Genomic DNA, 24,129 nt, shown 5'->3' on the forward strand with positions numbered 1-24,129 from the left:
GCCGGAGCGCCTTCGCACGCACGAGCCCCGCCCCCGCGGCGGGGCCTGCGTGCGTCGGGGGAAGCCCCGCCCGGGTCAGCGCTGCTTCTCGGGCCTCGGCAGCGGGCCGCCGTACCAGAGCTCCACCAGGCGCGCGGCGATGGAGATGCCGGCCGGGGCCAGGACCTCTCCCGTATGGATCGCCTCCCGGATGTCATCGCGGGAGAACCACCGGGCTTCCTCGATCTCGTCGCCGTCCACCCGGATCTCCGGTGAGGTGGCGCGCGCCATGAAACCCAGCATGAGACTGGCCGGGAAGGGCCACGGCTGGCTGGCCACGTACTCCACCTCGCCGACCGCGACGCCCGCCTCCTCACCGACCTCGCGGACGACCGCCGCCTCCAGCGACTCCCCTGGCTCGACGAACCCGGCGAGCGTCGAGAAGCGGCCCTCCGGCCAGTGGACCTGCCGCCCCAGGAGGGCGCGGTCCTTCTCGTCCGTCACCAGCATGATCACGGCCGGGTCGGTACGCGGGTAGTGCTCGGCTCCGCAGGCCGCGCAGCGGCGGAGGTGCCCGGCCGCCGCGATGACCGTGCGCTCGCCGCAGCGGGAGCAGAAGCGGTGCGTGCGCTGCCAGTTCTCCAGGCCGACGGCGTGTGCCATCAGTTCGGCGTCCCGCGGCGAGAGCAGCAGGCCCGCTTCACGGAGCCCGGCGGGGCGCGCGATGTCGTCCATGCGCCCGGGGAGCGCGTCCTTCTGAAGGGCGAAGTAGCGCACGCCCTCCTCGTCGACGCCCAGGAAGTAACGGTGGGCCTCGGTGAACGGGGCGTCGAACGAGGGCATCATCACGAGTTCGGTCCGGCCGTCGCCGTCGTCCTCGATCAGCGCCTGGCCGTCGGAGACCACGAACACCCGGGTCGTCGGATGGCTCCAGGCGGCCGCCAGCCACGCCTCGTCCATCCTCTGGTTCGCGGCGCGGTCGATGCCGCCGGTGGGGGTCAGGGTGATGGGAGCGGAGTCGGCGGCGCTGATGCGGTCGGTCCAGGTGGTCACGTGGGCTTCCTGCTCCTCCTGCGATCGGTGGTCTTGCTCGGGGCTCCGCCGGGCCTCGCACGGGCGGCGGCGGAGCGGGCGTGGGACGGCGTCACCGGACGCCGCCCGGCGTCATCCGGCACCCTCCGGCTCCGGACGCCAGTTCTCGGCGAGGTCCGACCAGAGGCAGGCCGCCGCTTCGGCGCCCTTCGTCAGCAGGTCCAGCTCGACCTTCTCGTTCGGTGAGTGCCAGCCGTCCGAGGGGACGGAGATGCCGAGGAAGAGGACCGGTACCTCCAGCGCGTCCTGAAGGTCTGCCGCCGGACCGGAACCGCCCTCACGGGTGAATCGGACCCGCTTCCCGAACGCCCGCTCCATCGACCGGACGACCGCTTCCAGCGCGGGATGGCCGAGCGGGGTGAGGCACGGGCGTGTGGCGCCCCAGAAGGTGATCTCGTGGCGGATGCCGTCGGGCAGGCTCTGCGAGACCCACTCGCGGACGGACTGCTGGACCTTCTCCGCGTCCTGTCCCGCGACGAGCCGGAAGGAGAGCTTCAGCTGGGCGCTCGACGGGATGACGGTCTTGCCGCCGGGGCCCTGGTAGCCCCCGCCGATGCCGTTGACCTCCGCTGTCGGGCGGGCCCAGATCCGCTCCAGGGTGGTGTAGCCGCTCTCGCCGCTCACCGCGTGGGAGTGCGCCGTACGCAGCCACGTGTCCTCGTCGAACGGAAGCTCGGCGAACAGCTGCCGCTCCTCCTCGGACAGCTCCACGACCCCGTCGTAGAAACCGGGAAGTGCGACGCGGTGATTCTCGTCGTGCAGCCTCGCGACCAGCCGCGCGGCCTCTGCCGCCGGGTTGGGGACCGCCCCGCCGAACGAGCCGGAGTGGATGTCCTGGTCCGGCCCGTACAGGTCGATCTGGCAGTCGGTGAGCCCGCGCATGCCGGTGCACACGGTCGGCGTCTCCGCCGACCACATGCCGGTGTCGGAGACGATCGCGGCGTCGCAGCGGAGACGGTCGGCCTTCTCCCGCACCAGGTCGGGGAAGTGCGGCGAACCCGACTCCTCCTCGCCCTCGACGAGCAGCTTCAGGTTGACGGCGGGGGCAGCACGGCCGGTGGCGGCCAGGTGCGCCCGCACGCCCAGGGTGTGCATGAAGACCTGGCCCTTGTCGTCGGCGGCGCCCCGGGCGTACAGGCGGCCGTCGCGCTCCTCCGGCGCGAAGGGCTCCGAGTGCCAGCCGTCCGCGAGGACCGCGGGCTGCACGTCGTGATGCCCGTAGACCAGGACGGTGGGCGCGCCGGGATCGTCCGAGGGCCACTCGGCGAAGACGGCCGGTGCCCCCGGCGTCTCCCAGACCTCCGCGACCGGGAAGCCCGTCGCGGCCAGCTTCCCCGCCAGCCAGGCGGCACTGCGTGCGAGGTCGTCCGCGTGCGAGGGGTCGGCGGAGACGGACGGGATGCGCAGCCACTCCACGAGGTCGTCGAGGAAGGCGGCGCGGCGCTCTTCGACACAGGCCCGGACAGCGTCGTCCGGAACTGCAGGGCTGCTGCTCATGCCGGGCAGCCTATCCGGCATTCGGGTGGCCCTCCGCATTCCGTACGAGGTGCTGCGGAGGGTCCGCGCCTGTTCACGCGTGGTCGGCTCCGCCTGCCCGTACGTCGGCGCCGGACTCTCCCGCCCGCTGCCCAGGCATACGGGGGGCCGGGGGGCCGTCGGGGTCGCCCCCGTCGCCGCTGAGGAGCCGTTCCAGGTCCGCGCGGTCGAGGAGTTCGGCAGGCCGCACCAGCTCGCCGCTGCGGACGTAGAGGAACCCGGCGGAGACCGCGGCGAGCGGCACCCCGGCCTTCTCCGCCCATGCGAGGCGGTACACGGACAGCTGCAGGGGGTCGGCCGTGCGGGACCGGCCGGTCTTCCAGTCGACGATCTCGTAGGTCTCCGCGCCGTCTTCCGTGACCTCCCGGTAGACCGCGTCGATGCGCCCGCGGATGACGCGTCCCGCGAGTTCGAGCTGGAAGGGCTCCTCCACGCGGTGCGGGGTGCGGTGCGCGTAGGGCGTACGCCCGAAGGCCTCCTTCAGCGCGGAAAGATCCCGCTCGTCCACGATCTCGGGCGGCTCGGGATTGCCGTCCTCGCCGCCCGGCAGCTCGTCCGGCCCGAGCATCGGAAGCGTCAATTCCTCGAACCGGGACTCCACCCAGGCGTGGAAGCGCACGCCTCGGCGCGCGGCCGCCGGCTCCGGCGGACGGGGCATGGGGCGGGCGAGTTCGCGAGCGAAGGCGTCGGGATCCGCTGCCATGCGCATCAGCTGGGACGCGGTGAGCGAGGGAGGCAGCGGAACGTCCCGCTCGGTGCTGCGCGACCGCCGCAGCTCCCCCTCCAGTGCCTCCAGGTCGCGGTCCCAGGAGGCGGCGAGCCTGGCCTCCTCGGGAGCGAGATCCGCGGCGTCGCCGTCGCTGTCCTCCGCGGCGTCGCCGTCGCAGTCCTCCAGATGCGTGCGCACCGCCTCAGCTGCGGCACGCCTCCGTTCCAGCGCCTGCGCGTCCAGCGGCATCGGCCACGCCCGCTCCTCCGCTGCAGCCTCCAGCAGCGGATTCTCCGCGTCGTCGGCGGGAGCGGCCGCCCAGTGCTCCACTTCGCCGTGTGCGGGATCGGCCTCGCAGTGCTCCCTCAGCGCGTGCAGGAAGGCGGAGGGCCCCCGGCGCTTCTTCTGGGTGGGACCCCACCAGTGGCCGGAGCCGAGCAGCAGCGAGCGCGGACGAGTGAACGTGACGTACCCGAGGCGGAGTTCCTCGGTGGCCTGGTGGTCGCGCATCGCCGTCTCGTAGTCGCTGACGCCCTTGGACTTCCACTCGGCCACGTCGGGAAGCGTCGCCGCGTCGCCGCGCAGGGCGTGCGGCAGGACCCGCGGCCGGCGGAGCCAGGACTCGCGGGGCTGCTCGCTCGGGAACTGCTTCACCACGAGGCCGGGCACCGCGACGACGTCCCACTCCAGGCCTTTGGCCTTGTGCGCGGTAAGGACCTTGACGGTGTCCTCGCCGCCGGGCAGCGAACTGTCGAGGCCCTTCTCGTACTGCGCTGCCGTACGCAGGAACCCGAGGAACGCCAGCAGTGTCGCTTCGCCGTCCACGGCGGCGAACCCCGCGGCGATGTCGAGGAAGTTGCCCAGGGTCTCGCGGCGGCGGGCCGCCAGCGCGTGCGGCGACGCGGACAGTTCGACTTCCAGGCCGGTCGCGGTGAGCACCCTGTGCAGGACGTCCATCAGCGGGTCGGCCAGCGAGCGCCGCAGGTCGCGGATCTCGGCGGCAAGCCTGGCGAAGCGCATGCGTGCGGCAGTCGAGAAGGGCAGGTCGTCCTCGTAACCGTCCGACTCCAGGAACGTCTCCAGGGCGTCCGCCAGGGAGACGACTTCCGCCGGGTCGGTGCCTTCCACCGCGGCGGCCAGCCGCCCGTCCGGGTCGTCGTCCTGGTACCGCGCGTGCTGTACGAGCAGCCGGGCGCGGCGCCCCAGCAGTGCGAGGTCGCGGGGGCCGATCCGCCAGCGCGGCCCCGTCAGCAGCCGTACGAGCGAGGCGTTCGCCGTGGGGTCCTGCAGAACCTCGCAGGTGGCGACGAGGTCGGCCACCTCCGGAAGGTGCAGCAGCCCGGACAGGCCCACGACCTCGACCGGGAGATCCCGGGCCACCAGCGCACCCTGGATCTCCGCGAAGTCGGCGGCCCCGCGGCACAGCACGGCGATCTCCCCGGGCTGCGTGCCCGTCCGCACGAGGTGGGCGAGGGAGTCGGCCAGCCACTCCAGTTCCTCGGCGTGCGTGGCCAGCAGCGCGCACCGCACCGTTCCCTCGCGCTCCGCCCCGGGGGCCGCACGCAGCGCCTCGACGCCTTCGTGGCGCGCGCGCAGCGGCGCGGCGAGCGTGTTGGCCAGGCTGAGGAGCCTGCCGCCGCTGCGGCGGTTCTCGCTGAGAGAGAACCGGGGCGCGGGGGTGCCGTCGGCGTTCGGGAAGTGGCGCGGGAAGTCGTCGAGGTTGGCCACCGACGCACCGCGCCAGCCGTAGATGGCCTGACAGGGGTCTCCCACCGCGGTGACGGCGTGGCCGGCGCCTGCCGGCGCGCCCGGCACACGAGAGGTGCGCGGTGCACCCGGCGTACCCGGTGCGCCCGCCGGGCCGGACGCGCCGAACAGACCCGCGAGCAGCACGCGTTGGGCGACCGAGGTGTCCTGGTACTCGTCGAGCAGTACGACCGGGAACTCCTGGCGCAGGATGCGGCCCACTTCCGGAACGTCCCGCGCGAGTGTCGCCGCCAGGGCGATCTGGTCCCCGAAGTCGAGCAGGTCGCGCTCGCGCTTGCGCGCGCGGTACTTCTCGACGAGACCGAGCAGTTCGGTGCGGCCGAGGGCAGTTTCCGGAACCTTGCGCAGCGTGGCGTTGGTGAGCGGAACGCTCTCCAGCCGCTCCAGCAGACCGGAGTCGTACGAGCGGAGTCCGTCCGGCGGGACCAGATGCTCGGACAGTTCCGCGTCGAGGGCCAGGACGTCCTCGACGAGTGCCGCGACGGTCTTCGTGAGCGCTTCGAACGGCCCCGGGTCGGACCGCAGGACGCTCGCCGCGAGCTGGAAACGGGTGGCGTCCGCGAGGAGCCTGGCCCCTGGTTCGATTCCCAGTCGGAGGCCGTGATCGGTGAGGATGCGGCCCGCGAAGGCGTGATAGGTGGAGATCTGCGGTTCGCCCGGCGGGTGTTCGGGATCGGCGGGGTCCGGATCGGTCACCCCTGCGCGTACGAGCGCCTTGCGCACGCGTTCCGCTAGTTCGCCGGCGGCCTTGTTGGTGAACGTGAGCCCAAGCACCTGTTCGGGGAGCACCTGTCCCGTGCCCACGAGCCACACCACGCGTGCCGCCATGACCGTCGTCTTGCCCGAGCCCGCTCCGGCCACGATCACCTGGGGAGCCGGAGGCGCCGTGATACAGGCGAGCTGCTCCGGGGTGAACGGGACACCGAGCAGCTCCTTGAGCTGTTCGGTGTCGGTGAGTCGGGCAGGCACACGAAGACGCTAACGGGCGGCACCGACAACTGGCGCAGCGGCTGCTGAAGACCCCTCCGGAGCGCACGTGGTCGGGGCCGGCCACCGTCCGCGCCGTCGATCCGTGGCGTTCAACCGACTAGCCCTGCGAGCTGCGGGACAGTCAACTGCCCGGGGGAGCGGGAGGATCGAACTGTGAAAGGACCTTCACCGACAGTTGGGTCCCTGGCGGTTCATCGCGGCGGCGCTTGGCAGCCCGTCACTCGACGACCTGCTGTCCCTCGGAGCGCGCACTGCACGCGCTGCGGAACGAACAGTGCGTGCAGTGCTGTCCGGGTGAGGGAGTGAAGCGCTCGTCCAGAACACGTCCGGCTGCCGTGGCAAGCAGTTCGCCGACCCACCCCTGTCCGGGATCGCCTTGGACGGCGCCCTCCGGGCCGTCCGGTGCCGACGGCGCGTCCTGCGCGGCCTCCGCCAGAGCCTCCTGACGCTGCACCACGGGCAGCGAGTCGCCCCCGTCACGCTTCGGGGCGCCGAGGCGGAGATGCACGAGTTCGGCACCGCCGGAGTCCGGACGCCCGCCGTCGAAGAGGTGGTCGGCGGCACCTTCGCGGACGGCCAACTGGTAGACGGCGAGCTGCGGGTGGCGCTCGACCTGCGTCCCGCTCGGTTTGCTCCTGCCTGTCTTGAAGTCGACGACGTACGCCCGTCCCGCCGCGTCGCTCTCGACGCGGTCCGCGCTGCCGCGGATGCGCACCTCGTACTCCCCCGCATCCAGCGTGACGTCGAAACCGATCTCGGTGCCGGCGACCTGCCGCAGCCCCGCCCCCTCGCCGCGCTGCATGACGTGCCAGCGCAGGAACCGCTCCAGCGCCGCCCGAGCGCTCTCCTTCTCCTGCCGGGACTTCCACGGCGCCTCGAACGCGAGCCCGTCCCACACCGTGTCCAGACGCTCCATCAGGACTTCCAGATCCGCGGGAGTGCCGCCGGAGGCGACCTCGTCGGCCAGTACGTGCAGCACGTTGCCGAAGCCCTGCGCGGCAGTCGCCGGGGCGTCCGCCTTCACCTCACGCGCCAGGAACCACTGCAGCGCGCAGGTGTTGGCCAGCTGGTCCAGCGCGCTGCCGGACAGGACGACGGGCTTGTCCCGGTCCCGCAACGGCACTTCGGACCGGGTCGGCTCGTGAAGGCCCCACCAGCGCTGCGGATGCGCGGCCGGTACGAGGACGTGCCCCTCCTCGTCATGCATGGCGGCGAGACGGGCGAGGCGCCGGGCCGCGGCATCCCGCAGGGCGGGCGAGGCAGCGGGGTCGACGGTGGTCGCCCGCAGTTCGGCGACGAGCGCCGAGACCGACAGGGGTCGGCGCGGCCGCCCCGTGACGGACTTCGGTTCGACGCCCAACTCGCCCAGGAACCGCGACGGCTGGTCGCCGTCCTCCGCGGGAGCACGCACCGCCGTGACGATCAGCCGCTCCCTCGCGCGCGTCGCCGCCACGTAGAACAGCCTGCGTTCCTCCGTGAGCAGAGCTCCCGGGGAGAGCGGCTCGGCGAGGCCGTCGTGGCCGATGCGGTCGGCTTCCAGCAGGGAGCCCCGGCGGCGCAGATCGGGCCAGAGGCCTTCCTGGACGCCCGCGACGACGACGAGTCGCCACTCCAGCCCCTTCGAACGGTGCGCGGTCATCAGCCGCACCGCGTCAGGGCGTACGGCCCGGCCCGTCAAGGTGTCGGCGGCGATGTCCTGCGCGTCGACCTCCTCCAGGAAGTTCAGCGCGCCGCGGCCGCCGCTGCGTTCCTCTGCCCGTGCCGCCGCGGCGAACAGCGCGCACACCGCGTCGAGATCGCGGTCCGCGTTGCGTCCCGAGGCGCCGTTGCGCAGGGAGGCGCGTTCCAGCCGCTGGGGCCACGGGGTGCCGTCCCACAGCTGCCACAGTGCCTCTTCTGCGGTCCCCCCGCCCGCGAGCAGCTCACGCGCCTTGCGGAGCAGCAGCCCCAGACGCTGCGCGCCTCTCGCGTACGACGGATCGTGCGCCACGAGACGTTCGGGCTCGGCGAGCGCTTCGGCCAGCAGCACGTCGGACGGGCGCGGGATGCTCTCCCCCGCTGCGCGTTCCTCCTCACGCAGCGCCCGCCCGAGACGGCGCAGGTCCGACGCGTCCATCCCGCCGAGCGGCGAGGTGAGCAGAGTGAGGGCGGTCTCCGGGTCCAGCCATCCGGACGCTGCGGAGGCGGAGGTGCGGGCAGCGCCCGGACGAGCCGCTCCCCCGCCGCCCTCCCGAGGCGCGGGTACCTGCGCTTCCGCGGCGCTGTGCCGCCGTGTCCGTTCACCGTCCTCCCGTTCCCGTTCCCGTTCACCGTCGTGTCGTTCCGGCCCGCCGCCGTCCTGCCGCGGGACCGCGTCGCTGTCCGGTCCGTACTCCGTGCGGCTGCCGCGGCCGTCACGGCCCCCGTCCGTCCCGCGCTGCTCCCGTCGTGCCGGCTCCGCATGCGCCGGCATGACCGCGGCCCGCGCCACTGCCCGCAACGCCGTGAGAAGTGGCGCCACCGCGGGCTCGTGACGGAGCGGCACGTCGTCGCCGTCCACGTCCAGGGGAACGCCCGCCGATGTGAGCGCACGGCGAACAGCCGGTATCGAACGCCCGCCCGCACGGACGAGGACCGCCATCTCCCGCCACGGAACGCCGTCTTCGAGATGCGCCCGGCGCAGGATGTCCGCGACGTTGTCGAGTTCGGCTCCGGCTGTGGGGAACGTGCAGACCTCGACGCTGCCCCCGGGCCGCTGCGCCACCAGGTCTCGGTGGGCGCGCACCGCGTCCGCCGGAAGCCGCGCCAGCGGGATGCGCGCGGTGATCTCGCGAGTCGCCGCCAGCAGCCGGCTCCCCGAACGGCGGGCCGCGCGCAGCACGTGCACGGGAGCCGGCCTGCCGGACCGCTGCCGGAAGACCTCCGGGAAGTCCAGGATGCCGTTCACGTCGGCACCGCGGAACGTGTAGATGGACTGGTCCGGGTCCCCGAAGGCGACCAGGCAGCGGCCGCCGCCCGCCAGCGCCCTCAGCAGCCGCACCTGCGAGGGGTCGGTGTCCTGGTACTCGTCGACGTATACGGCGTCGTACCGTCCGCGGAGGCCCGCCGCGACGTCCTCCCGCTCGGCCAGCAGGACCGCGCGGTGCACGAGTTCGGCGTAGTCGAGCACGCCCTGCGCATCGAGGACGTCCAGGTACTCCGCGAGGAAGGCCGCCGCCGCTCCCCAGTCCGGCCGCCCGGTGCGCCGCGCGAACGACCCGAGAGCTTCCGGGCCCAGGCCCAGCTCCCGGCTCCGGGCGAGCACCGCGCGCACCTCGTCGGCGAAACCGCGGGTGGTGAGGCACGCGCGCAGTTCGTCCGGCCAGCCGATGCGGGCCCGGCCCTCGGCCTCCAGCGCGAGCTGACCCTCCAGCAGCTCGCGGATGTAGAGGTCCTGCTCCGGTCCCGACAGCAGGCGCAGCGGCTCCGAGAACAGGTCCGCGTCCTGGTGTGCCCGGACGAGCGCGTAGCAGTACGAGTGGAAGGTCGTCGCCTGCGGTGCCGCGGCCTTCCGCGAAGCTGGTACGCCTTCGTGATCTGTACCTGTGCCGCGGCTGAGCCGTGCTGCCATACGGTCGCGTAGTTCGACCGCGGCCTTGCGGCTGAAGGTGAGGACGAGGATGCGCTCCGGGTCGCCGCCCGCCCGTACCCTCTCCGCTACGGCCTCGACGAGCGTCGTGGTCTTGCCTGTTCCGGGCCCCGCCAGGACGAGCAGGGGACCGTCGGCATGGTCAACCACCCGGCGTTGCTGTGCGTCCAAGGCAGGAGGGTCCGGGGGCACGGGCGCCGTGCGCACCAGGCGGTACGTGCCGGGCGCCGGGGCGGCGTCACCGGGGGGTGGCCGCTGCGCATCGGACGGGATGGAGGAGCTCACGTGGATCGCCTTGGGGAGGGTCTGTGCTGAATGGTGCAGACGCTACGCCAGCGGGCACACGGCCCGCAGCGCGGTACTCGTGTACTCCGTACGGGTGGCTCGCTACGGGCAGTACGCGGGAATGGCGGAAGGTGATGACTGTGAGCAGCCGCACTCGGGGGTCAGTCCCCGCCGTCCCACCGTGCTCTGCGCATGTCGATCCGCGGTATGTGCCCGTCCGCCGCGCGCCCCGCCTCCCGAAGCGGGGTCCCCTCGGCGCGGTAGTGCTCCAGCGCGCGCAGTTCGCTGCCCGGCAGCAGCCCACCGTCCGCCCTGACGACGCGCCACCACGGGACGGCTCCGCCGTAGAGCGCCATCACGCGCCCGACCTGGCGCGGCCCGCCTTCCTCCAGCCACTCGGCCACGTCCCCGTAGGTCATCACCCGGCCCGGAGGGATCCGGTCCGCCGTGTCCAGGACGCGTTCCGCGTACTCGGGCAGCTCGGCCGCCACCGACGGCCCGGCGCGCCCGCCCTGCCGTTCGGACGGGCCCGGGCGCTCGGGCTCCGCGAGGCTCTCGGACTGCACGCTTCGGGACCGGGTGAGGCTTCGGGACTGCGCAGGGCGCCCGGCGGGCTTCTGCCGGCCGGGCGGAGGGGAAGAGGGGCCGGGTGGTTCGCTCCCATGCATACGGGCCATGGTGCCGCACCCCACCGACAACGGCCCTGCGGTCCCCCGCGCCGTTCGCCTTCCGCCGCATCCGGCGCACGTCGCGTGGGAAGGCCCCTGGGCGGGCCCCGGACGGCTCCCCCATGCCACCATCATGCGGGCGGTGACGAGTGATACGGGATCAGGACGGAACGGCGGCCGGTCAGCGGCAAGGTGACCGCGCTCCTCACGCGAGGGGCGCCGGCACCTCCGACGATGCTGCCCGCGAACGGCCGGGGGCCGCGTCCCGCCGGGGACGCCTCGTCCGCGCCGACGATCCCGCCGCCTCCCCGGCCGAGGACGAGAAGACGACCGAACGGGTCGAGAGCGACGAGCCGCTGCTCCCGGCCCGCGTCCACCGCCCGTCCGATCTGCTGCGCCTGGGACTGGGGCTGCTCGGCATCGCGATCGTGCTGGTCATCGCCAACTTCGCGCACGGCACGACCGCGGGCCTCGAGCAGGACATCGACAAGGGCACCCAGCAGGCCCCGCCGCTGCTGATCAGCCTGACCGGTCTTACCTCCAGCATCGTCATCCTCCTCGTCCCGGTCGCCTTCGCCATCGAGCGGCTCATAAAGCGGGACGGGCTGCGGATCGCGGACGGCGTCCTCGCCGCCGTCCTGGCGCACGGCGCCTCCCTCGCCGTGGACCTGTGGGTCGCCCAGGCCGCACCCGACTCCGTGCGCGACGTCCTGACCAAGCAGATCACCGACTCCGACCTCACCACCCCCGTCCACAGCTATCTCGCCCCCGTGATCGCCTACATGACGGCCGTCGGGATGGCGCGCCGTCCGCGCTGGCGCGTCCTGCTGTGGGCCGTGCTCCTGCTGAACGCCTTCGCCGTACTCTTCCCCGGCTACTCGACCCTGTTCTCGATCATCGTCACGGTGCTCATCGGCTGGTCGGTGGCGTACGGCACTCTGTACGCGGTCGGCACGCCCAACGTCCGTCCCACTGGCCAGACGCTGCTCGCCGGACTCCGCCGCGTCGGCTTCAGCCCGGTCAGCGCGCTGCGCGTCGAGGACCCCCCGAGCCCCGACGGCACCGAGGCGGGCGACCACGGGCGCCGCTACCGCGTCACGCTGGAGAGCGGCCCGCCGATCGACGTGACGGTCGTCGACCGGGAGCAGCAGGCCCACGGCTTCTTCTACCGGGTCTGGCGGCGGCTGACGCTGCGCGACTTCATCCAGAACCGGAGCCTCCAGTCCCTGCGCCAGGCCCTCGAGCAGGAGGCGCTGCTCGCGTACGCCGCCATCGCCGCCGGAGCCAACGCCCCCCGCCTGATCGCCACATCTGAGCTGGGCCCGGACGCGGTGATGCTCGTCTACGAGCACATCGACGCCCGCACGCTGGACTCGCTGCAGGACGAGGAGATCACCGATGAGCTGATGCGGACCGCCTGGCAGCAGGTCGAAGCGCTGCAGTCGCGCCGCATCTCGCACCGCAGGCTCGTCGGCGACGCTCTGCTGGTCGACGCTTCCGGGACCGTCTATCTGACCGACCTCAGGGGCGGTGAGATCGCCGCGGGTGACGTCGTCCTGCGCATGGACATCGCGCAGTTGCTGACGACGTTCGGACTGCGCGTCGGTGCGGAACGGTCGGTCGCCGCCGCAGTGGACGTGCTCGGACCCGACGCCGTCGCCGACAGCCTGCCGATGCTGCAGCCGATCGCGCTCAGCCGCAGCACTCGGCACACGCTGCGCCGTCTCGCCAAGGAGCGCGCACAGCGCGAACGTGAGGCGGTGATCGAGGCGTCCCGCGCCAACAGGGAGGCCAGGGAGCACCGCGCAGACGAGAGGCCGGGCGTACTGGTCGACGCGGCCGCGGAACACAAGCAGGACCGCAAGTCACTGCGCGCGGAGAAGAACGCGCAGAAGAGAGCCGTCGACGAGGCGCTGGAAGAGGCGCGCGAGGAGGATCTGCTCGCGCAGATCCGGCAGCAGGTGCTGCTGATCAGACCGCAGGCCCCGATAGAGCCGGCCAGGCTGGAACGTGTCAAGCCGCGCACCCTCGTCACGTTCATCGCGGGTGCGCTCGCCGCCTACTTCCTCCTGTCGCAGCTCACGCAGGTCAACTTCGGCGAGGTCGTCGGGCAGGCGAACTGGGCCTGGGTCGGCGGCGCGGCGCTCTTCTCGTCCCTGACGTACTTCGCGGCGGCGATGGCGCTGCTGGGCTTCGTGCCGGAGAAGGTCCCCTTCCTGCGGACCGTCGTCGCTCAGGTCGCGGGCTCCTTCGTGAAGCTGGTCGCGCCCGCCGCCGTCGGCGGTGTCGCACTGAACGCACGGTTCCTGCAGCGCTCCGGGGTCCGCCCGGGCCACGCCGTGGCGAGCGTCGGCGCCTCCCAGCTGTTCGGCCTGGGCAGCCACATCACGCTGCTGCTCTTCTTCGGCTATCTCACCGGTACCGAGCACACACCCACCCTGTCGCCGTCCAGGACCGTCATCGCGGGGCTGCTCACGGCCGCTGTGCTGGTGCTGATCGTCACCGCGATCCCGGCCCTGCGAAGGTTCGTCTCGACGCGGCTGCGCTCGCTGTTCGCGGGCGTCGTGCCCCGGATGCTGGACGTGGTGCAGCGCCCGCGGAAGCTCGTGACGGGCATCGGCGGGATGCTGCTGATGACGCTGCTGTTCGTCATGTGCCTCGACGCCTGTGTGCGGGCGTTCGGACACGACGCGAGTTACGCGAGCATCGCGGTCGTCTTCCTGGCGGGCAACGCGCTCGGTTCGGCGGCGCCCACTCCGGGCGGTCTCGGAGCCGTGGAAGCGGCGCTGATCGCCGGGCTCATCACCTTCGGGGTGCCGAAGGAGATCGCGACTCCGGCCGTTCTGCTGTTCCGGCTGATGACGCTGTGGCTGCCGGTCGGCCCGGGCTGGCTGTCGTTCACGCACCTGACGCGCAGGGGCTCGATCTGAGCGACGCCGCGTCCAGCCAGACGGGCGGCCGCGCCCGCCAAAGCCGGGCGCCAGCGTCTGCGCTGTGCCCTGCGTCTGCCTGTACGTCCCATGCCCGCCCCGCCCGTCCCGTCCGTCCCACCGCGTGACACTGCCACAGCACGACGAAGGGGGCCGCGAACGTCGTCGCAGCCCCCTTTGCCGAGTGTGATCAGTAGACCGGCTTGTCCGGCTCGATCTGGTTGACCCAGCCGATGACGCCGCCGCCGACGTGAACGGCGTCGGAGAAGCCGGCGTCCTTCAGCGTGGCGAGCACTTCCGCAGAGCGGACACCCGTCTTGCAGTGCAAGACGATCTTCTTGTCCTGCGGCAGGTCCTGCAGGGCGGTGCCCATGAGGAACTGGTCCTTCGGGACGAGCTTCGCGCCCGGGATCGAGACGATCTCGTACTCGTTCGGCTCGCGCACGTCGATGACCTCGATGCGCTCGCCGTCGTCCATCCACTCCTTGAGCTGCTTGGGAGTGATGGTCGACCCGGCCGCGGCCTCCTGGGCCTCGTCGGAGACGACACCGCAGAAGGCCTCGTAGTCGATCAGCTCCGTCACGGTCGGGTTCTCACCGCAGAGCGCGCAGTCGGGGTCCTTGCGGACCTTGACCTGGCGGTAGCTCATCTCCAGGGCGTCGTAGATCATCAGGCGTCCCACCAGGGGGTCGCCGATGCCCGCGAGCAGCTTGATGGCCTCGTTGACCTGGATCGAACCGATCGAGGCGCACAGGACGCCCAGCACGCCGCCCTCGGCGCAGCTCGGCACCATGCCCGGGGGCGGGGGCTCGGGGTAGAGGCAGCGGTAGCAGGGACCGTGCTCGCTCCAGAAGACCGACGCCTGGCCGTCGAAGCGGTAGATCGAACCCCACACGTACGGCTTGCCCAGCAGAACGCAGGCGTCGTTGACCAGATACCGGGTGGCGAAGTTGTCGGTGCCGTCCAGGATCAGGTCGTAGTCGGCGAAGATCTCCTTCACGTTGGAGGAGTCGAGCCGCTCCATGTGCAGGTTGACGGTGGTGTGCGGGTTGATGCCCAGCACGGTGTCCTTGGCGGACTCCGCCTTGGAACGACCGATGTCCGACTGGCTGTGGATGACCTGCCGCTGCAGGTTCGACTCGTCGACCTCGTCGAACTCAACGATCCCGAGGGTGCCCACGCCCGCGGCGGCGAGGTACATCAGCGCGGGCGACCCGAGGCCGCCGGCGCCCACACAGAGCACCTTGGCGTTCTTCAGCCGCTTCTGCCCGTCCATCCCGACATCCGGGATGATCAGGTGGCGCGAGTACCTGCGGACCTCGTCAACGGTGAGCTCGGCGGCCGGCTCGACCAGGGGTGGCAGCGACACGGGGACTCCGTTGGTCGGTGGAAACGTACGGTTGTTCTTCCGTAACACTGCCACGCCCTATCTCATTCCGAGACACCCGGTCCGAGGCGCGAGACGATCTCGTCCCAGTAGCCGGGCAGTGCTTCCCACGGGTTCCGCCCGCCCCTCGCGCACCTGTCCGTGAAGTACACGGTGCCCGCGCCCTGCCAGCGCGCGATGCGGAGCGCCTCCTCGATGTGCGTACGCGGAACGCTGTGCACCAGGTGGCAGAAGCGTTCCGCGGGGAGGGACGCCGTCCACTCGGGAGCCTGGGACCACCGGTAGTCCGGCCAGCCGCCGCAGAAGGTCACCAGCTGGTCGGCCAAATCCGCGTAACCCGGGTGGGGATGGCTCCCGTGGCCGAAGACGAGTGCGGGCGACGGACGCGGCGGAGCCGGGGCCCCGGCGTGCACCGCCGGTCCGGGCGGCGGGCCCCCGGCGAGCGCGTGCCGCCCGCGGCGGCGCCGCTGCTGTACGCACAGGGCACGCAGCGTCGCCGCCGTCCGCTCCACGTCGGCGAGCTGCGCCGGGCCCCCGGGACAGTGCGCGAGGTAGAAGCCGTCGACGCGGTACCAGTCGAGGTAGCGGTGCGCGTCCGAGACCAGTTCGCCGAACGACCGCGCACCGTCCCGCATGTCGAGACGTCCCAGGACGGCAACGCCCGCACCGTGCAGCCTGTCCGCCGACGCCAGGCAGTACGGGTCGGGGCGGGCGCCGGGGCCACCGGCCACGTCCAGCACCGCCCAGTGCAACGGCAGGTCCGGATCCGCCAGCGCCGCCCACTCCTGGGGCGCGACCATCGGATGTGCCCAGCCGGGCACCCCCAGACCCGTCCGCCCGGCAGTCTCGGCCGGCAGGGGCAGGGTTCCGGGGCTCATCAGATGCGGCATGCCGCCTCCATCCAGATGTCCGCCAGTGACTCCTCGAGACCGATACGCGGACGCCATCCCAGCCGGTCGCGCGCTGTCCGTACGTCTGCCTGCTGCCAGTTCCCGCAGCCGTCCGGATAGTGGTAAGGCCCCGGTGCCGCAGACGACGGGCCGGCGGGCGACGGCACGTGAGCCGTGGCGACGCCGGCCTGCGAAGCGCTGGACGCGGCAGCCTGCCCCGCAGCTCCACCCGGAGCGGAAGGGACCGCCACGCTGCCGGAGTTGGGCCCCCCAGACGCTCCTGCCCCCGGCCCGCCGGAGGCTTCCAGCTCGTAGAGCGCTCCGCCGTACCCGGCGACTCTCGCGAGTACGGACGCCGCGTCGCGCAGCCGGACCGCTCTGCCCGTGCCGATGTTGATGACTCCCTGCGCCGCGGAGAGCGAGGCTGCGTGCACTGCCCGCGCGACGTCCCGCACGTCCACGAAGTCGCGCTGCACGGACAGCCCGGCCAGCCTCAGCTCGCTGTCCCCCTGCTGCATCGCCCGCCGCATCCCGTCGGCCAGCCGCCCCAGCGGGGAGCCGGCGGGCGTGCTCGGCCCCGCGGGCGAGAAGACGCGCAGTACGACGGCGTCCAGCCCCGAGGCGAGGACCAGCTCCGTGGCGGCCAGCTTGCTCACGCCGTACGGCCCGCCGGGGCGCGGCGTGGCCGCCTCGCCCGTGGACGAACCCGCCTGCGACGGCCCGTACTCGGCGGCGCAGCCGATGTGCACCAGACGCGCGTCGCAGGTGCTGCGCCTGAGCGACTCGCAGACAGTGGCCGTCGAGACGGTGTTCTGCCGCGTCAGCTCCCGTGCGCCTCCGCGCGTGGCGCCCGCACAGTTGATGACGACCCCTGGGTGCACCGCGTCGAGGAACCGGGTCAGTGCCCCCGGGCTTCCCGTGGCCAGGTCGAAACGCACGTCGGCGTCGTCGTCGCGGCCGAGAGCGGTGAGCTGCACGGCGGGGTCGGCCAGCAGCCGGTCGGCGACGAAGCGCCCGAGGTATCCGCTCGCACCGAGCAGGAGGACTCTCATCGTGCGGCCTCCCGGTGTTCGTCGGTGCGGTGTGACGGTTGTGCCGTGGTCATACGGCCCTGCTCCTTAGTCGTGTTGCGAAGTGCGGTACGCCTGGGCGGGCGTACCGGGGTGGGTCGGGGCGGCGGTGACCGGCGCGTTTCAGGGCGTCGTGCCCCAGGGGGTCTCGCTGTGCGCGCGGGTCTCACCGCAGTCGTTGTGCTCGTCGCAGTCGCTGTCGTCGGCGCGAGAGCTGTGGCCGGCAGTCGTGCTGTGCCCGACGGACGGGCTGTGGGCGACGTGATAGCAGTGGTCGCGGTGCGGGCAGTGGCTGTCTCCGGGGCAGGCACTCTCCGCGCGGACGCCCGGTCCGTCAGCCGGCGCACAGTGCGCGCAGCGCCCAGGGGGACTGCCGGCGCTCCGGAGTTCCCGCGGCGCCGCCCCGTGGTGCGCGAAAGCACCGCTGAGCAGCCGGTACGCCCAGGCCAGCAGTCCGAGTGCGACGCAGGCACAGACGGCGGCCGGGACGAGCTCGGGGTGCAGCGGGCCGAGAAGGCGCCCCGCTCCCGGGACAGCGCTCGCGACGAGCGCGGCTGCCTCCGCGCCGCACGCGATGCCCAGCCCGGTCGAAGCAGCACGCCGGAAGCCGTGCGCGGTCAGCAGGAGAGCGGTGAAGAGCAGCATGCCCAGCGCCGTCGTGGACGCCAGCACCTCGGCGGTGACGGAGGCGCCCACGGTCGCACCTCCGGGGTCCGCCCCGGCCAGGCCGGCAGCCGCCCCGGACACCTCCGCGCAGAGGATCTGCAGCCCCAGCGTCAGCGCGGCGAACAGCGCCACAGTCGCCGTCAGCAGCGGCCACATCCCCGCGGCGAAATCGTCCAGGGTGCGGCTCGCCGCCAGCCGCTTCCGCGCCCCCGCCGCGAACCGGCGGGCGCAGAGCACGGCGGGTACGAGAGCGCAGGCGAGTGCGAATGCCACGGTGACGGCGCTCCACTCCCCCACGACGGGGGCTCCGCCCTGTCCTCCGGGCAACCGGTCGCCCCACACGACGACGCCGGTCAGCCAGCCCGCGGACAGCAGCGTCGGCACACCGGCCTTCGCCCCGACGAGTCGCCGCAGTGCCAGTCGCACGGACGCTCCGACCGCGAGTACGGCCGCAGCGACTCCCGCGGCGACAGCGAAGCCGTCGACATGCTGCACGCGTGCCGGCGCGAGCAGTGCCACGCAGGCGGCCGTCAGCAACGCGGGCAGCAGGACGAGGCCGGCATTCAGAAGCCGCCTGGCTGTACGGCCGCGTGCACAGCGGTACGCCCGGTTGCCGCTCCCCCGGACGCGGCCGCGCGTGCCGGTACCGGAGCGCCCGGACAGTGCGTCAGGCTCTCCTTCGACGCGCGGCACCCGCGCGAACAGTTCCTCGGCGAGGGAGAAGACGTCGCGGTGGCGGAAGCGCGCCGCCGTACGGTCGGTGACGCCGGCCGCCTCGAGTCCGGCAGCGATCTCCAGCGGATCGACGGCTCGCTCGCACAGTCCGCGGTGCCTGTGCATCAACTCCCTGACCGGGTCCGCCGGTCCGGTGACAGCCCGTACGGCACCGCCTGCTTCCCTCGGTCTCGGGACCCGGCTCCCGGAGCGTGCCCCAAGCGGTCTGCTGTCCGCCGTCCGGGCGCTGCGAGACGGTTCGTCCGCAGCCGCCGAGAGCCGCGTGTCACCGTCCGGTCCGTCACACGTGGAGACATCCGGCGGGGCGAGCAGCGCCGAGGAACGCACGTCCCACGCCTGCCCGCTCACCGGGGCTCCCGGCCCGTACGCGCGGGCTGCCGGCTGGTCCGGTGCGGCCGTGTCCGGGACGGGGGGTCTGCCAACGCTCATCTCCGGTCTTCCTTCCGGGTCTCAGTCCGCACGCTCTGCTGCCGCTTCCGCGGTCCGATCGCCGCGCCGTCGGGCAGGTCCGGCCGCGCCCAGCTCGGTGCCGGGGGCCGCTTGCGGGTCCGGGCGGCCCCCGCCGAGGGGGCGCCGGGACGCACGCTCCGCTGCGTCGGCGCCACCGAGCGGCGGGCGCCCGGGCGGTCCCCGGCGGGGACGGAGCGGGAGGCGGCCACGGCCGCTCCGGTGCCGGTGCCGTCCGCCCAGCGGCCCGGCACCCGCGATTCGGCCGGACGCCCGAAGGGCTGCGGTTCGGCCTGGCCGGGCGTCGCGGCGGCACCGTCTCTGTGGACGGGCCAGCGCGACATCAGCTCCAGGTAGATGCCCCGGAAGGCCTCGACGTTCTGCTCGACGGTGAAGAGTTCCAGCGCCCTCGCCCGCGCCGCGGCACCCAGCCGCTCTCTGCGCTCCGCATCGCGCAGCAGCGCCGTGCAACTGTCCGCGAGGGCGCGGGGATTGCGTGACGGTACGACGAGCCCTGTGCCGCCGATGACCTCGCACACCGCGCCGACGTCGGTCGACACAGTTGCCCGCCCGCAGAACATCGCCTCCACCAGTGAGGCGGGGAAGCCCTCGACCGTGCTGGACAGCACCACGACGGCGCCCGCGCCGTATGCCTGCGCCCGCGTCGGTGCGGCAGGGCTGCCCAACTCGTCGAAGCGGACGGGACTCTCACCCACTGAGCCCGCACCCTCCGCCTCGTCGGGGAACAGCTGCGCGGCGAGGGCCCGGCAGCGCGCCGCGTACTCGGCGCTCTCCGGTCCCCTGGTGGCCGACGTCGCCACGATGCGCAGCCGCGCCCCCGGGATCGCCCTGCGGACCTCGGCGAAGGCGTGCAGAAGCCCGATCAGGTCCTTCTCGGGTGCGATGCGGCCGACCCACACCAGCGTCGAACTGTCCGCCTCCATCCGGCTGTCGCGGCGTACGTCCACTCGCCTCGCGCTGTCCGCGCGTTCACCGATCTCGGCGAACGGCGTGGCATCCATGCCCGGATAGACGGTGCGCAGTTTCTCCCGCGAAGCCCCGCAGCGCTCCTGCCAGCGACGGGCGTGCGTGTTCCCGGGAGTGACGAGCTGCGCCTGCGTGTAGGCCTCTCTTGCGAGTTGGCGCTGGAACGACGCCAGCAGCGCCCGTACGGGAGCACCCGCGGCAGTCGGCGCGACGGCGTCGGCAGCACTGGCGAGATAGTGCTCCCGCAACCGCACCCCGTACTCGGTGATCAGCAGCGGGGTGCCGAAGAATCGCTTCGCCAGCAGCCCCGGCAGCGCGGCGGGGCCGCCTCCCACGACATGGCACAGGTCCGCCTCCGCCAGCCCGGGACAGGCGCTCCCGGTCTCGCGCCCGGCGTCCCTCCCATGGCCGGGGCAACCGCCCCCGGCGTGGTCGCCGCCCGAGCAGCCGTACCAGTCGAGGGAGAGGGGCCGCAGCGCGCGCTCGAGCCGTTCGGCCACGGCCAGCAGGTCGCTGACGCCGACCCGGTGCGCGGCGCGGAGAGTGCCGGGGCCCCGGCATGCGGACTGCAGTACGCGGACCGCGAGTTCGGAGCGGAGGGCGCCCGCCAGGCCGCCGCAGTCGCGGGCGAGTTCGGCGAGTCCGTAGAGCCCCGCGGCGAAACGATCCGACAACTGGCCCTCTCCGCAGGCCAGTTCGCTGCCCTGTCGCTCACCCCGCGCATCCGGGGCGTCGTACGAGCCGACACCGCACACGGCAGAGGCCAGCTCTCCGAAGCACTCCCCGAAGCGGCGCCGCTCGCGGCGGCCGAACGCCCCGCTGCGCACTGCGTCTGCGCCTGCGACAGTCCGGCCAGTCCGCCATTGCACCGGTCGGTCTGCCGCGCGCGCAGTACGACCGTCCGGCTCCCCGTCCCACAGTGGCGCCGTGTGTACCCGTACGACGTTGGCGGGGAGTTCGCACCATCCGGCAGCTTCCTGCCGTGCGCTGCGGCTCAGCGCGTAGATCTCGAACTCGTGGGCGTCGAGGCCGTGCAGCAGCCGGTCGCACCACACGACCGTCTCGCCGCGCGCGAAGGGGTATCCGCCCTCCGTAAGCAATGCGATGCGCACGGACGCACCACCCCCGACCGATGATTCGAGCTGAGCCACCGCCCGAAAGGACGAGTGGCGTGACGGGGGAAGACGCTATTCGCGCCAATCGCACACCATGGACGGTTGTCCGTCGCACCACCAAAAGGGGTGAATGCACGTGACCTACTGACGAGTCGGACGTTCCTATGCGCTAGTGATGCACATCGGACGCGCTCCAGACGGAGCCGCAGCGAGGACAACGTCCGGCAGCAGACGAACCCGGCCGGGCGAGCCGCGAAGGCCACGCGGTCTCAGTTCACGGAGATGGAGACGGTTGCGTCACCCGGCCCGGCACCGCACCGGCTTGGTGCCGCCGCCTTGCCGACGGACCGACACCGGCCACCACCGTCCTCGCGTACCAGGCCGGACCGCGGAGTGCGCCGGTCAGGCCTTCGGGAACGGCCACGCGTTGGGCTTGCAGGTCGCCTCGCCGCTCGTGACGGTCTTCGTCTGCTGCATCATGACCGGCGCCAGCGCGCCGTCCTTCTCGCAGCCCACGTGGTTGAGCCCGATCCTGTGGCCCACTTCGTGGTTGATGAGCATCTGCCGGTACGAGTACATGCGGTGGTCCCCGAAGGTCTTCGCGCCCTGCGCCCACCGGTACCCGTTGATCATGATGCGGTCGGTGGAGGCGGAGTCGCAGGACACCCGCTCCTGGCTCGTGTCGAGGCCTGACTTCGCACACCACACGTCCGTGGTCGGCGCGCTCGCCAGGGTGATCACGAAATCCGCGTTCCTGCCGTCGACCCGCTCGAAGCTCCGCTCGCCGTCGTGGGCCCAGCTCCGCTTGTCGTTGAGCGTCTCGTGCACGGCCTTCGTGAAGAGTTCGGACTCCAGGGGGAGCCCCTTCTCGATGTCCACCCGGTAGCGCAGGACTTCGCCGCCCTTGGAGCCCTTCTCGCCGCCCTTGACGGCGGTGAAGGTGCCCTTTCCCTTGAAGTCGGCCTTGAGAGGCAGGACTTCGGACATCTGCTCGGCATACGACGGCGCGGCCTTCTGCGGTGCTCCGGGCGCGTCCCGCCCTTCCTCCGAGCGGGAGGTCGTTCCGTCGTCCGACTGGCCGCGATCGTCCGACTGCCCGGCGCCGGCCCGGTTCGCCTCGCCACCGGCGACCTGGCCGCTGACGACCACGGCCAGCACCGTCGTCACAGCGAGGGCGAGGACACCCGTGAACACACGGCCCTTGCCGCTCTTCTTCGGCAGCCGCGGCGGCTCCTGTGCGGGAGCCGGCACGCGCGGCATGCTCCCGGTGGAGGCGTTGCGCCCCTCGTCGTCATCCCACGCCGGGCCCGGCCCGGGCCCGCCCGGTCCCCTGCCGGGAGGAGCGAAGCGCCCGGGGCCGGCGCCGGGATGACGCGGAGCGGGAGCGCGTACAAACCGTGCCGCACCGCTCCCGAAGAAGTCCTCATCGAAGGCGTCCAGATACTCCTGCCGTGGGCCTGGACCCTGCCCCGCCCTGGCCGCCGCGCCAGAAGTCCCCTGCAGCACCCGCCCGGCGGAGCGTTCCGCCCCCGGACCGGGGCCGAGGGAGTCGGCACCCCAGCCACCACCCGGTTCACGCTGCTCGGGGTGGCCGCCGCGCACCGTAGGACCGTAGGGCTCACCGGTGCCGTTGCCGTGCCACGGCTGACCGGCGCCTGGCGCCCCGTCACGGGGGTCGCGAGCGTAGGGCGCGGACGGTCTCGGGCCTGCCGTCTCTTCCCGGGCCATGCCGTACGCGGGCGCGGCGCCGTCCCGGCGCGCCGCCCGGTCGGGCGGGTCGCCGGCTTTTGCGCGCCCCTTGCGGCTATGGCGTCCCACTAGTCACCTTCCGGGTGTACAGGCGTCGAGGACGCAGCCTTGCCCACCTCGGCCTGGCCCGTCAACCGACCGGTATCCACAAGCAGTTCACGGAATGCGCACGCGACGATCTCCGGGTACTCCATCATCGCCACATGTCCCGACTCGGGCAAAGCAAGCAGCCGGCTGTCGCGGAACGCGGCGCACGCCCGGCGCGCCATCCGGAAGCTCACGAGCTGGTCGCGTCCGCCGTACACGAGGAGCGTCGGGGCGAGCACGCGCTCCGCCTGGCGCCACAGCGAGTGCTGGCCGCCCAGGGTGTAGGCGTCGACGACGCCGCGGGCGGACCGGGCGAGCGAGTCCCAGAAGTAGGGCAGCCGCACTCTCCGCTCGTACTCCTCGACCGCCGCGGCGAATCCCGCGGGGGAGACGCGCGCCGGGTCGCCGTAGCACAGCGCCATCACCTCCCGCGTCCGACGCTCCGCGGACCAGCCGCTGGTCAGCCTGCCGAAGAGCCGCGCGACGCCGGGCACCGCGAGGAGCGCCGTGGGCAGCGCGGTGCGCTGCGGCGGAAGCTCCGGCAGCGCGGGCGAGACCAGCGAGAGGGTGCGCACGAGGTCCGGCCTTATCGCCGCGACCCTCGTGGTCACCGCACCGCCGAGCGAGTTGCCGAGGAGGTGCACGGGGGCGCGGCCGCACGAGTCGAGGTAGCGGATCACTGCCCGGGCGTGCGCGGAGACCGAGTAGTTGCCGTCGTCGGGCGGCAGGGACATGCCGAAACCGGGCAGGTCCAGCGCTTCGCCGTCGACGTCGCCCGCGAGCTCCAGCATCAGCGCCGACCAGTTCATCGACGATCCGCCCAGGCCGTGCACGTACAGCGCGGGCGGCAGGCCCTGCCGCCCCGGCGGGCGTGAGCGGATGTTCAGCGTGAGGCCGGGCAGAGCGACCGATCGGAGCGTCTCACCCTCGTGGGCCGAGGGAGCGCCTGACGGCGGCACCGGCTCGGCAGCGCTGGGCGCCCCGGAGTCTGATGCTTCCGGGCGTTCGGTCGACGACATGGGGCAATGTTACGAGACGATCACACGACTCCTCATGTGTTCGCCGTCACACGTCACCCACGTCTAGTCGTAGCCTCGAATATGAGGCGTCCTTCATGGAAAGGGGAGCGTGCATGCCTGTTGAGCCGATCGACCCGGACAGCTTCGAGGATGCGTACGAAGAGGAGCCGGAGGAGGTGCCGGCCGGACTGGAGGCCCCGCCCGAGGACGCCGCGGAGCAGCAAGCCGAGCTGCTGAGCCAGCGGGACGAACCGATCACCGGCCGCACGGACCTCGAGGCGAACCCCGCGGACGCCGCAGAGCAGGCGCGGGTGGTCGAACTGGAAGAGGATGAGTACCGATAAAGCGCCCCATGCGCTGTCTGCCAGCTGAAATTATCGGACCGCAGGAGTCACACTGCGGTTACCCAAAAGT

14 protein-coding genes are annotated in these 24,129 nt (G+C 72.7%); 2 read left to right on the plus strand and 12 right to left on the minus strand.

Annotation, left to right across the window (positions count from 1 at the left end; genetic code table 11):
- Positions 1 to 75 precede the first annotated feature (75 nt).
- The 5 genes from nudC to IEY56_RS14100 form a co-directional block, all read right to left on the minus strand.
- Entirely contained in the window at positions 76 to 1,032 is a 957-nt protein-coding gene (gene nudC / locus IEY56_RS14080) for an NAD(+) diphosphatase (RefSeq protein ID WP_189037503.1), read from the minus strand.
- Between the two features lie 111 nt (positions 1,033 to 1,143).
- Positions 1,144 to 2,568, minus strand: coding sequence for a dipeptidase (locus IEY56_RS14085; protein ID WP_189037504.1), 1,425 nt, complete (start codon positions 2,566 to 2,568; stop codon positions 1,144 to 1,146).
- 73 nt (positions 2,569 to 2,641) lie between these two features.
- Complete coding sequence (locus IEY56_RS14090) at positions 2,642 to 6,052, minus strand: ATP-dependent helicase (RefSeq protein ID WP_189037505.1); 3,411 nt, start codon at positions 6,050 to 6,052, stop codon at positions 2,642 to 2,644.
- Between the two features lie 238 nt (positions 6,053 to 6,290).
- On the minus strand, positions 6,291 to 9,965 hold the full coding sequence (locus tag IEY56_RS14095) for an ATP-dependent helicase (protein ID WP_189037506.1): 3,675 nt from the start codon (positions 9,963 to 9,965) through the stop codon (positions 6,291 to 6,293).
- A 161-nt stretch (positions 9,966 to 10,126) separates the two neighbouring features.
- The gene (locus IEY56_RS14100) at positions 10,127 to 10,456 is read right to left on the minus strand and encodes an MGMT family protein (protein WP_189037591.1); all 330 of its coding nucleotides are present in this window, start codon (positions 10,454 to 10,456) and stop codon (positions 10,127 to 10,129) included.
- A 326-nt stretch (positions 10,457 to 10,782) separates the two neighbouring features.
- Here IEY56_RS14100 and IEY56_RS14105 point away from each other — a divergent pair, with 326 nt between their 5' ends.
- Entirely contained in the window at positions 10,783 to 13,563 is a 2,781-nt protein-coding gene (locus IEY56_RS14105; RefSeq protein ID WP_229711875.1) for a flippase-like domain-containing protein, read from the plus strand.
- 190 nt (positions 13,564 to 13,753) lie between these two features.
- On the opposite strand, the gene moeZ is transcribed toward IEY56_RS14105, so the two are convergent.
- From moeZ to IEY56_RS14140, 7 genes are all read right to left on the minus strand, one after another.
- Positions 13,754 to 14,932: an adenylyltransferase/sulfurtransferase MoeZ gene (gene moeZ, locus IEY56_RS14110; protein WP_189037507.1), complete on the minus strand. Its 1,179-nt coding sequence runs from the start codon at positions 14,930 to 14,932 to the stop codon at positions 13,754 to 13,756.
- A gap of 62 nt (positions 14,933 to 14,994) precedes the next feature.
- On the minus strand, positions 14,995 to 15,840 hold the full coding sequence (locus tag IEY56_RS14115) for a spherulation-specific family 4 protein (protein WP_189037508.1): 846 nt from the start codon (positions 15,838 to 15,840) through the stop codon (positions 14,995 to 14,997).
- Entirely contained in the window at positions 15,828 to 16,892 is a 1,065-nt protein-coding gene (locus IEY56_RS14120; protein ID WP_189037509.1) for an SDR family oxidoreductase, read from the minus strand. Before IEY56_RS14120 ends, IEY56_RS14115 begins: the two co-directional genes overlap by 13 nt.
- A 141-nt stretch (positions 16,893 to 17,033) precedes the next feature.
- The gene (locus IEY56_RS14125; RefSeq protein WP_189037510.1) at positions 17,034 to 18,416 is read right to left on the minus strand and encodes a hypothetical protein; all 1,383 of its coding nucleotides are present in this window, start codon (positions 18,414 to 18,416) and stop codon (positions 17,034 to 17,036) included.
- A 320-nt stretch (positions 18,417 to 18,736) separates the two neighbouring features.
- Positions 18,737 to 20,857, minus strand: a complete 2,121-nt coding sequence (locus IEY56_RS14130; RefSeq protein WP_189037511.1) for a DUF3492 domain-containing protein — start codon at positions 20,855 to 20,857, stop codon at positions 18,737 to 18,739.
- 405 nt (positions 20,858 to 21,262) lie between these two features.
- On the minus strand, positions 21,263 to 22,111 hold the full coding sequence (locus IEY56_RS28455) for a DUF3152 domain-containing protein (protein WP_229711876.1): 849 nt from the start codon (positions 22,109 to 22,111) through the stop codon (positions 21,263 to 21,265).
- Positions 22,112 to 22,677: 566 nt separating this feature from the next.
- Positions 22,678 to 23,715, minus strand: a complete 1,038-nt coding sequence (locus IEY56_RS14140; protein WP_189037512.1) for an alpha/beta fold hydrolase — start codon at positions 23,713 to 23,715, stop codon at positions 22,678 to 22,680.
- A 113-nt stretch (positions 23,716 to 23,828) separates the two neighbouring features.
- Here IEY56_RS14140 and IEY56_RS14145 point away from each other — a divergent pair, with 113 nt between their 5' ends.
- Positions 23,829 to 24,059: a hypothetical protein gene (locus tag IEY56_RS14145; protein WP_189037513.1), complete on the plus strand. Its 231-nt coding sequence runs from the start codon at positions 23,829 to 23,831 to the stop codon at positions 24,057 to 24,059.
- Positions 24,060 to 24,129 lie beyond the last annotated feature (70 nt).

This window comes from Streptomyces daqingensis, assembly GCF_014645895.1.
GTDB lineage: Bacteria > Actinomycetota > Actinomycetes > Streptomycetales > Streptomycetaceae > Streptomyces > Streptomyces daqingensis.